Source organism: Methylobacter sp. BlB1 (assembly GCF_015476545.1).
GTDB lineage: Bacteria > Pseudomonadota > Gammaproteobacteria > Methylococcales > Methylomonadaceae > Methylobacter.
The window spans coordinates 1-9,664 of sequence record NZ_JADMKV010000102.1 but is presented as its reverse complement, the minus strand read 5'-3'; the positions used below and the strand labels follow the sequence as shown (position 1 = coordinate 9,664).

Annotated in this window: 7 protein-coding genes; 3 read left to right on the top strand and 4 right to left on the bottom strand. The window is 53.3% G+C overall.

Going from position 1 to position 9,664, the window contains the following annotated elements:
• Positions 1 to 273 precede the first annotated feature (273 nt).
• The 4 genes from IT781_RS20860 to IT781_RS20845 all read right to left on the bottom strand — a co-directional run bounded on the left by IT781_RS20860 (position 274) and on the right by IT781_RS20845 (position 4,744).
• The gene (locus tag IT781_RS20860; RefSeq protein ID WP_194972103.1) at positions 274 to 1,467 is read right to left on the bottom strand and encodes a selenocysteine lyase; all 1,194 of its coding nucleotides are present in this window, start codon (positions 1,465 to 1,467) and stop codon (positions 274 to 276) included.
• Complete coding sequence (locus tag IT781_RS20855; protein WP_194972102.1) at positions 1,448 to 2,545, bottom strand: tryptophan 2,3-dioxygenase family protein; 1,098 nt, start codon at positions 2,543 to 2,545, stop codon at positions 1,448 to 1,450. Before IT781_RS20855 ends, IT781_RS20860 begins: the two co-directional genes overlap by 20 nt.
• A gap of 159 nt (positions 2,546 to 2,704) precedes the next feature.
• On the bottom strand, positions 2,705 to 3,649 hold the full coding sequence (gene dmeF / locus IT781_RS20850; protein WP_194972101.1) for a CDF family Co(II)/Ni(II) efflux transporter DmeF: 945 nt from the start codon (positions 3,647 to 3,649) through the stop codon (positions 2,705 to 2,707).
• A 231-nt stretch (positions 3,650 to 3,880) separates the two neighbouring features.
• Entirely contained in the window at positions 3,881 to 4,744 is an 864-nt protein-coding gene (locus tag IT781_RS20845) for an SIR2 family protein (RefSeq protein ID WP_194972100.1), read from the bottom strand.
• Between the two features lie 443 nt (positions 4,745 to 5,187).
• On the opposite strand from IT781_RS20845, the gene nifH reads away from it, so the two are divergent.
• The 3 genes from nifH to nifK all read left to right on the top strand — a co-directional run bounded on the left by nifH (position 5,188) and on the right by nifK (position 9,353).
• Positions 5,188 to 6,060 (top strand): nitrogenase iron protein, encoded by an 873-nt coding sequence (gene nifH / locus IT781_RS20840; RefSeq protein ID WP_194972099.1) that lies wholly within the window; start codon positions 5,188 to 5,190, stop codon positions 6,058 to 6,060.
• A 93-nt stretch (positions 6,061 to 6,153) separates the two neighbouring features.
• Positions 6,154 to 7,638, top strand: a complete 1,485-nt coding sequence (gene nifD, locus IT781_RS20835) for a nitrogenase molybdenum-iron protein alpha chain (RefSeq protein ID WP_194972098.1) — start codon at positions 6,154 to 6,156, stop codon at positions 7,636 to 7,638.
• A 143-nt stretch (positions 7,639 to 7,781) separates the two neighbouring features.
• Positions 7,782 to 9,353 carry a nitrogenase molybdenum-iron protein subunit beta gene (gene nifK, locus IT781_RS20830; RefSeq protein ID WP_194972097.1) on the top strand — a complete coding sequence of 524 codons (1,572 nt, stop codon included), beginning with the start codon at positions 7,782 to 7,784 and terminating at the stop codon, positions 9,351 to 9,353.
• Positions 9,354 to 9,664: the final 311 nt, after the last annotated feature.

Here is a 9,664-nt window from a genome sequence, read left to right as displayed (position 1 = left end):
TCTATAAATAATCGGGCACTGGGGCTTTTTCTCCGCGTTAGCGGCTTCGTCCAACACGGCGGTCAAGTGGGACTGGCTTACAGCAGGTTTCGCCCGCCTCCTGCCATCCCTTTGCGTTATGACGGGCTGCTTCCCGAGATTCACTAGCCATTCATACGCCATTTATAATCGACCGGTTATGGCCGAACTGAGATCATCACCGTCAAATTTCCTCCAAACGAATGCTTGAAACGGTCAGATCAAATTCAGCATTTTAAACATCAGTTATTGAGATTATCCCGCCAATTCCTCAAGGCGCCGACAGAGCTCAATGACATCGGTTTCATCCTGATAAAGCCCGAATCCGAATCTCAGCCGAGTCCCTCTGCGGTCTATCAAAATATCGTTATCGTTCAGAATTTGCAGACATTTTTCGGCGATTTCCAGAGAAGCCGCTTCGAAGGTCAGAAAATGCCCGTGCCAGTCCAGAACAGGATCAAACAAAGGCGTCAGCGACCAGTCCTGCATGAAACGCTGAGGCAGGTTGTCAAGAAAGGCCTTTTGCAATCCTACGACATAACTGTGAATGCCCCGAATATCGATGCCTTCCGCATCGAACAAATCCCAAACGGCGTTAAAACGATAAAAGCCGCTCGGGTCCTGCGTCGAGCCCATGAAGGCCATGCCGTCATCCGGGTAGCCGACTGCTTCCCCGGCCGGCCTGGACAGTTGCGCAACCTCGGCATACCAGCCCGTATCGGCCGGACGCCAGTTGCCTTTCGGAACGACCATAAAACCCACGCCCTCGCCGCCCTGGCCGTATTTGTAGCCGCCGCCCAGATAGAAAATTCGCCCTTCCAGTCTGGCCAAGTTGCAAGGAATGGCCGCGAAACCGTGATAGCCATCGACGGCAAAGAGCGTCGAATCAGGCGCCGCCGCTACCAGCGATTCAATGTCGCCATCCATCAAGGCCGCACCCGAATCGAAGAAAACCTGGCTCAGAAAAACCAGGTCGTAGCTTTTGGCAAGCTCGGACTTCATGTCGTTCAGAAAAGCAGCCCTGTCCCGAAGAAAATCCGCCGCATCGACCTGACGGATGGTAATCCCGGGAATTTCCATCAGTCTCAGAAACTGCCGGCGCCAGGAGTGAAATTCATTGGTTGTGGTAAGAATCCTCAAGCTTTTCCTGCCCAGAAACAGCGACAGCAAACGCGCGGCAAGTTCATGGGTATTGGGCGCCAGCGCGATTTGCCGTGGCTCTTTCAGCCCCAGGATTTTGGCGATATGGTTTTGCGTGCGCGGAATCGTCTCGGAGAAAATCCTGTCCCATTTTTCATCGCCAAGCACGGCGCAGTCGTCCCAATAAGCAATTTGAGCTTCACGAGAGACATCGGGCCAGAAATGATGGGAATGGGCGCGGAAATGCAATTTGCCGGCATGGCCTTTCAGGAATCGGCTGTAAAACCGCTTAGGATTGGTGAGCGTCATAGACGATATCCAGCTGATCCTTAATAACCTTTGGCAACGCCGGCGCTATGGACTTGGGCATCAGGAAGGTCGCCAGATTGAACAGGTCCAGGAAGGCGCGGTTTCTTTCCGTGGTCGATTTCAGGTATTCGTGCCCTGAAGAGCCGCCGGTTCCGATTTTGGTGCCGAGTACCCTGTGCACCATGAGCGCATGGCGAAAACGCCAGATCGTGAACTTTTCGTCGATTTCGACCAGAGAACTGAGAATTTCAAAAGGCATCTGTAGCGCAGGATAATCGCGATACAGAAAAATGAACACGGCCGACAGCATCGCCTTCTGCGACAGCCTGAACCGGCCCTGCGCCCGCTGCCCGGCAAATTTATCGGCATCCAGCAGCGTCGCGAAAGTTTCGCGCGTCGTTTCCAGGTTTCTCAGCTCCATCGCCCTCAAAGGCTCATCCAGGCCCGGATTGTTCAGGATGATCTCATGATCCTGCTTGAGCATTTTATGTACGGCTAGCTCGTACTCGCCCCAGAAATCATAGTCTTCAAACCGGGAAAAAGGCATGCGCGCGAGCCATGCCTCCAGCAGTTCAAAAATGCCGACTTTGCTTTCTTCCTTCTCCAGTGCCTGCCTGTCTTCCGGCTTGAGGCGGGAATGGATGAATTGCTTTTCGATGTCCATCCGGTGTTCTGGCCTGATGCCCAGTACCGCTTCCACCAGGCGGAACTGCAGGCTCTGAAAGCCGGAGGCCGGCACCAAATAATCCCTGAACTCCATGAAATCCAGTGTGGTCATGGTCTCCATGACCTGAATCTGATCGATCAAAACCTGCTGAATGGCAGTGACTCTTTCCAGCCGGGCATTGATCACGTAAAGGTCCGTGGACGGCACAAACGGCTGCGCCATGATCTCGCGGATGGAATTCAGCTCATGCAGAATCTGCTTGAACCAGAGCTCATAGGTCTGGTGGACGACGATGAACAGCGTCTCGTCATGAACTTCTTCGCCGTATTTCGCGCTTTCAGGCGCCTGGGCGTTCAGGATTTTAGGCAGTTGCAGATAATCGCCGTAATAAAGCGGAGGATGGATTTTCATAAAGGCCTTACCCATAAATTAAGGAACTCCCGGCCCGGCTGCCCGGAATCCCAGCATCATGTATTGTTACAACTTTGGCCGCTTACTGAACGAATAGGTTCCTGTTCGGGAATTCTGAAGCGATCTCCGATTGAATGAATTCGACCCTACAGCGCGTAATTATTCCTCGATTATGCATTCATCCCCGTAGCATTTATTAACCTCGACGGTGATATGCGAAAGCCTGTGAAAATCCTTCAGCAGCGCCTTGTAATATTGAGGCGGCCTGGGCGTATGCGAAACGACCGACAAAATGATCGCGTAGTGTTTGGGACCCACGCGCCAGATATGCAGGTCTGAAACGCGGTTGTCGGCATCGCTCTCTATTTTTCTCTTGACGGCTATTTTATAGCCTGGATCGATGCTTTCATCCATCAATACCGGGCTGCTCTCTTTCATGAGACCGTAAGACCACTGGATAATGATCATCCCGCCGACTATCCCCATGACCGGGTCCAGCCAGGTCCAGCCGTAATACTTCCCCGATACCAGCGCAGCAATAGCCAGCACGGACGTCAGCGCGTCAGCCAGCACATGCATGTAAGCGGCTTTGAGATTTTGATCATGATGGTGGTGGCCATGCGCGTGATCATGATCGTGATGATGGGAATGGTGCTCTTTCAACAGCAGGGCGCAGATCAGATTGATAAACAGGCCAAAAGCCGCGATAGCGATAGCATCGTCAAACAGGATGATGCGAGGCTTCAGCAGACGCTCTGCCGATTCGATCAACATCATCAAGGCCACGACACCCAGTGCGATGGAGCTGGCGAATCCGCCCAGGACACCCACTTTGCCGGGGCTGAAGGCGAACGTGTCGTCGTCGGCATGGATGCGCGAATAGCGATAGGCAATGATCGTGATCATGAAGGCCGCCACATGGGTGCCCATGTGCCAGCCGTCGGCGAGCAGCGCCATCGAACCGAACAGCGTGCCGGCCGTAATCTCCACGACCATGGTCAGGAATGTGAGAACCAGAACCTGTTTGGTCCGTCTTTCGCCTTTTTTATGAATGACTGCAAAATCATGATGATGCTGCAAGAGTTTAAGTGCGCGAGCATGCATTACTGATATACCTGTTTTTTTGAGAAACTGAACAACCGGCAGCCGATGCCGGTGATAACTATTTAACAGGCACTATGAATTTTTCAGGCATCAGCGTCAAGTCCTGACAGACCAATAAATGCAACTCAGGATACATGCCCGCCACGAAGTTCGCGCAAAAACCTCAAAGAACTTCCGGCCCTTCGTGGTTTGGTCAATAAGGCTTAAGCAAAGCTATCGCTACAAACGCGTCTACGCCGATTTTTTATAAGGCGGCAAAAAGCCAGCGGCATCGAGCAGGTCTCTCACATCGGCCTCGAGAATTTCCAGGCCCATTTTCTTGCAGAAGCGCTTTTCCTTGTCGGTCGGATTTTTATTCAGCACCCAGCCTTTAGGCTCGGCTGCCGCATAAATAATATCGCTCATGACCATGCGCTCGGAATCGCGGTTCAAAGGCATGCCGATCAGCAGGTACTGCTTCTGCTTGCGGTACTCCTTCAGAAACTCGGGAATAGCGAAGCCGCCCATCAGCTCGGTGATGTAATCGACATAATCGGCATCCGAGGCTATATAGCTGGCCTCGGGCCTGGGCGTTCCCATCGGCTTGAATAAAATCGGCAGGCGCGGGTCGACCTGCTCCTGCGGAATCTCGAAATAATCGCTGCCGTCGAAATGATACAGCTTGTAGCGATGCGGCTGGGCGGCAATTCTTGCAATGCCCACGATCAGCGTATGCTCGTCATCTTTATAACTATCCTGCAATTGGGTATCGCGATTGATGTCGATGACATAAGCCGGCCGCCACTCTTCCAGCCAGTCATGCAAGGCGGCTCGAGTCCATTCCGTTTCGCCATAGACCTTGGTGAGAAACTGGCTCAGAAAATTTCTGCCCCGCTTTAGCTCCTGGTTCATGGCCGCCCTGGGAAACTCGTACATGAGTTTGGGCGCCATAGGCTGGCCATTGTTCATGGCCAGAATCAGGCTGGTGCTGTCGGCCGGCATCGGCTCGCCGGTCTTTTTATTGGTTGCATCGAAAAGTACGCCCGGGCCTAAATAAGGCACGATTTTATTCTCGTAAAGACCGCTTAATATTTCGGAAAATATATTGGAAGACATGATTAACTCCTTTAAGGCTTATGTGTATCGGTACTTAAGCAAGAAGCAATCCAATTGCTGTTAATCAATTTTTACGCATAAATAACAATAATTTAAATTCACTCCCCAATGGCGTGATGTCAGCTTTTTCTCATTGTGGATTGTTCTGTTCGCGACATTTCCGACAAATCCCAGCTAAAAAGGTACGCATTGCGTACCCTACAGAGTTACAGGTAGGGTGGCTTGCTAAATCCAGCATTCGAGGCCGCCCATGCCTTGCAACCTCTGTGAACAAATCTACATAAACCCTACAAAATGTCCGCAATACTACGCAGAAACAGCCTGCCGCAACTCTCATTAAAAACATGACAATCAATGATTTAACAAGACATTCGCCAATTGGCACGCCACTTGCTCTATACCCTTGCGTAATCAACCACAACGTTCTATGTAAGGAGAAAATCATGGCATTACGTCAATGTGCAATTTACGGTAAAGGTGGGATCGGCAAATCCACTACAACACAAAACCTGGTCGCCGCGCTGGCTGAAGCCGGCAACAAGGTGATGATCGTGGGCTGTGACCCGAAAGCCGATTCCACCCGTTTGATCCTGCACTCCAAGGCGCAAACAACCATCATGAGTCTGGCGGCTGAAGCCGGCAGCGTTGAAGACCTAGAACTGGAAGATGTAATGAAAGTCGGCTTCGGCGGTGTCAGATGCGTTGAATCAGGCGGCCCAGAGCCCGGTGTCGGCTGTGCCGGCCGCGGTGTAATCACGGCCATTAACTTCCTCGAGGAAGAAGGAGCTTACGATGATGAACTCGATTTCGTTTTTTATGATGTTCTTGGGGATGTTGTGTGTGGCGGCTTTGCCATGCCAATCCGTGAAAACAAGGCGCAAGAGATTTACATCGTCTGTTCGGGCGAAATGATGGCCATGTATGCGGCCAACAACATCGCCAAAGGCATCGTCAAATACGCCAACTCAGGCAGCGTGCGTCTGGCCGGCCTGATCTGCAACTCGCGCAATACAGCACGTGAAGATGAGCTGATCATGGCGCTGGCTGAAAAAATCGGCACCCAGATGATCCATTTCGTGCCGCGCGACAACGTCGTGCAACGCGCCGAAATCCGCCGCATGACCGTTATCGAATACGATCCGAACGCCAAACAGGCCGACGAATACCGCCAATTGGCGCTGAAAATCCGCGATAACAAGAACCTCATTATCCCGCATCCGATTTCAATGGATGAACTGGAAGAATTAATGATGGAATTCGGCCTGATGGACGAAGAAGACGAATCCATCATCGGTGTAGTCGCCTCAGCAGAGTAACCGTCCCGCAATACTGGAGGGCGGTGCCTCCGCCCTCCAGTCCTGAACCTTGTCTGTTGGGGGATTGCCCACGGCATAAGTAGGAGAAACAACATGGCAGCAATGACAAGAGAAGAGACCGAAGCGCTCATACAGGAAGTGCTTGAAGTCTATCCGGAGCAAGCGAAAAAAGACCGCGCCAAGCACCTGGCGGTCAATGACCAGTCGCTTGAGAAATCAAACAAGTGCATTACCTCGAACCGCAAATCCCAACCCGGCGTCATGACCATCCGCGGTTGCGCTTATGCCGGTTCAAAGGGAGTGGTCTGGGGTCCGATCAAGGACATGATCCACATCTCCCACGGCCCGGTCGGCTGCGGCCAGTATTCACGCGCCGGCCGCCGTAACTATTACGTCGGCACGACCGGCGTCAATACTTTCGGCACCATGAACTTCACCTCCGATTTCCAGGAAAAGGACATCGTGTTCGGCGGCGATAAAAAACTCGCGAAGATCATGAATGAAATCGAAGAGCTGTTCCCGCTCAACAAAGGCATCAGCATTCAGTCGGAATGCCCGATCGGTTTAATCGGCGACGATATCGAAGCGGTCGCCAAAAAAGCCAACAAGGAAATCGGCAAACCCGTGGTTCCGGTGCGTTGCGAAGGCTTCCGCGGCGTATCGCAATCCTTGGGCCACCATATCGCCAACGACGCCATCCGCGACTGGGTTCTCGACGGTAACGAAGGCAAAGAAATCGGCTATGAAGTCTCCCCTTACGACGTAGCGGTTATCGGCGATTACAACATCGGCGGCGATGCCTGGGCTTCACGTACATTGCTGGAAGAAATGGGTCTGCGCGTCGTGGCGCAATGGTCCGGCGACGGCACCATTGCCGAAATGGAAAACACGCCCAGGGTAAAACTGAACCTGATCCACTGCTACCGTTCGATGAACTACATCGCGCGGCACATGGAAGAAAAGTACAACATCCCCTGGATCGAGTACAACTTCTTCGGCCCGACCAAAATCGCCGAATCGCTGCGCAAAATCGCCGCGCACTTCGATGAAACCATCCAGGCCGGCGCGGAGAAAGTCATCGCCAAATATCAGGCCGAATACGACGCCGTGATCGCCAAGTACAAACCGCGCCTGCAGGGCAAACGCGTCATGCTCTACGTCGGCGGCCTGCGCCCTCGTCATGTGATCGGCGCCTATGAAGACCTGGGCATGGAAGTGGTCGGCACCGGCTATGAATTCGGCCACAACGACGACTACGACCGCACGATCAAGGAAATGGGCAATGCAACGTTGCTCTATGACGACGTCACCGGCTACGAATTCGAGGAATTCGTCAAGAAAATCCAGCCGGACCTGATCGGCTCCGGCATCAAGGAGAAATACATCTTCCAGAAAATGGGCATCCCGTTCCGGCAAATGCACTCCTGGGATTATTCCGGCCCTTATCACGGCTATGACGGCTTCGCCATCTTCGCCCGCGATATGGACATGACCTTGAACAACCCTTGCTGGAAACAAGTGAAAGTGCCCTGGAAAACGGCTGAAAGCGATGCGGTAGCCGTGGCGGCGAGCGCCTAATACGGAGGTAGGGTACGCACTGCGTACCTTACCCGCTGGTACGCGATGCGTACCCTACGTGAAAATTTGGAAATGGTGCGCGTGCGTACCCTATCAATTCTCAATATGTCGTCCACGGATTAGTGGCGCACAGGAGATTATTTATGAGTCAAAAAGTCGAAAACATACAACCCAGTTATCCTTTGTTCAGAAACGATGACTACAAGGAAAACCTGGCTAATAAACGCGCGCTTTATGAAGAACGCCACCCTCAGGAAAAAATTGACGAAGTATTCGAGTGGACGACCACCAAGGAATACCAGGATCTCAATTTCAACCGCGAAGCCCTGACCGTTAACCCGGCAAAAGCCTGTCAGCCGCTGGGCGCCGTACTCTGCGCCTTGGGCTTTGAGAAAACCATGCCTTACGTGCATGGCTCGCAAGGCTGCGTAGCTTACTTCCGCACTTACTTCAATCGCCATTTCAAGGAGCCGATTGCCTGCGTGTCCGATTCCATGACCGAAGACGCGGCCGTTTTCGGCGGCCAGAAAAACATGATGGCGGGCCTGGAAAACGCGAAAGCCCTGTACCAGCCCGACATCATCGCCGTATCGACCACCTGTATGGCGGAGGTTATCGGCGACGACTTGAACGCCTTCATCAACAACGCCAAGAATGCCGGCCATGTCGAACAGGATTATCCGACGCCTTACGCGCATACTCCGAGCTTCGTCGGCAGCCATACCACCGGCTGGGACAACATGTTCGAAGGCATGGTCCGCTATTTCACGCTGAACCACATGGATGACAAGAAAGTCGGCTCCAACGGTAAGATCAACCTGGTGCCGGGTTTTGAAACCTATCTGGGCAACTTCCGCGTCATGCACCGCATGATGAAGGAAATGGGCGTCGATTACTCGCTGCTGAGCGATCCTTCCGAAGTTCTCGACACGCCGGCTGACGGCACCTTCCGCATGTACGCGGGCGGCACCACGCAAGCCGAGATCAAGGACGCGCCCAACGCCATCGACACGCTGCTGCTGCAACCTTGGCAATTGGAAAAAACCAAGAAGTTCGTGCAAACCACTTGGAACCAGCCGGCCACCGCCATCAACATCCCGATGGGCCTGGAATGGACCGACCAGTTCCTGATGAAAGTCTCCGAGCTGACCGGCAAGCCGATCCCTGCGTCGCTGGAACTGGAGCGCGGCCGTCTGGTGGACATGATGACCGACTCGCACGCCTGGCTGCACGGCAAGAAATTCGCCCTGTACGGCGATGCCGATTTCGTCATGGGCATGACCAAATTCCTGCTCGAAGTGGGCGCTGAACCAAGCGACGTGCTGTGCAACCACGCCAGCAAGCGCTGGCAGAAAGCCATGAACAAAATGCTGGCCGACTCACCTTACGGCGTGAACACGCAGGTGCATATCGGCAGAGACTTATGGCATTTCCGCTCCTTGATGTTCACGAACAAACCGGACTTCATGATCGGCAACTCATACGGCAAATTCATCCAGCGCGACACCGTTTATAAAGGTGAAGAGCACGAAGTGCCGCTGATCCGCATCGGCTTCCCGATCTTCGACCGTCATCACCTGCACAGAATGACGACGCTTGGTTACGAAGGCGCCATCTACATGCTGACCACGCTGGTGAATGCCGTGCTGGAGCAACTGGACAAGGAGACCAAAGGTATGGGCACTACGGATTACAACTACGATTTGATCCGTTAATAGGTAGGGTACGCATTGCGTACCTTCTCGGAGTCAACAGACTTTGGAAACGGTACGCGGTGCGTACCCTACGATTGAAACCGGTAGGCTGGTTTGACAAACCCGGCATGGGCGGCTCCGAAATGCTTGGTTTCTGCTAAAGCTCCAACCCAGCCTACACGGTTAGGTGCCTCAAGTGCCAAACGTTTCGAACGGGGCAACATGCCCCGTCCAGCTATGCCTAACCGTGCTGACTGATGTTACGACGGGCACTCTGTCCCGTTTGCCGCGCCGAGCACCGGAGCTTTTAACAGATCAGGCCCGTAGGGGCG

Bases quoted from the DNA above. Each gene is read 5' to 3' on its own strand.
- nifD (WP_194972098.1), top strand. From the start codon at position 6,154: ATGGCAGCAATGACAAGAGAAGAGACCGAAGCGCTCATACAGGAAGTG.
- dmeF (WP_194972101.1), bottom strand. From the start codon at position 3,649: ATGCATGCTCGCGCACTTAAACTCTTGCAGCATCATCATGATTTTGCA.
- nifK (WP_194972097.1), top strand. From the start codon at position 7,782: ATGAGTCAAAAAGTCGAAAACATACAACCCAGTTATCCTTTGTTCAGA.
- IT781_RS20860 (WP_194972103.1), bottom strand. From the start codon at position 1,467: ATGACGCTCACCAATCCTAAGCGGTTTTACAGCCGATTCCTGAAAGGC.
- IT781_RS20855 (WP_194972102.1), bottom strand. From the start codon at position 2,545: ATGAAAATCCATCCTCCGCTTTATTACGGCGATTATCTGCAACTGCCT.
- IT781_RS20845 (WP_194972100.1), bottom strand. From the start codon at position 4,744: ATGTCTTCCAATATATTTTCCGAAATATTAAGCGGTCTTTACGAGAAT.
- nifH (WP_194972099.1), top strand. From the start codon at position 5,188: ATGGCATTACGTCAATGTGCAATTTACGGTAAAGGTGGGATCGGCAAA.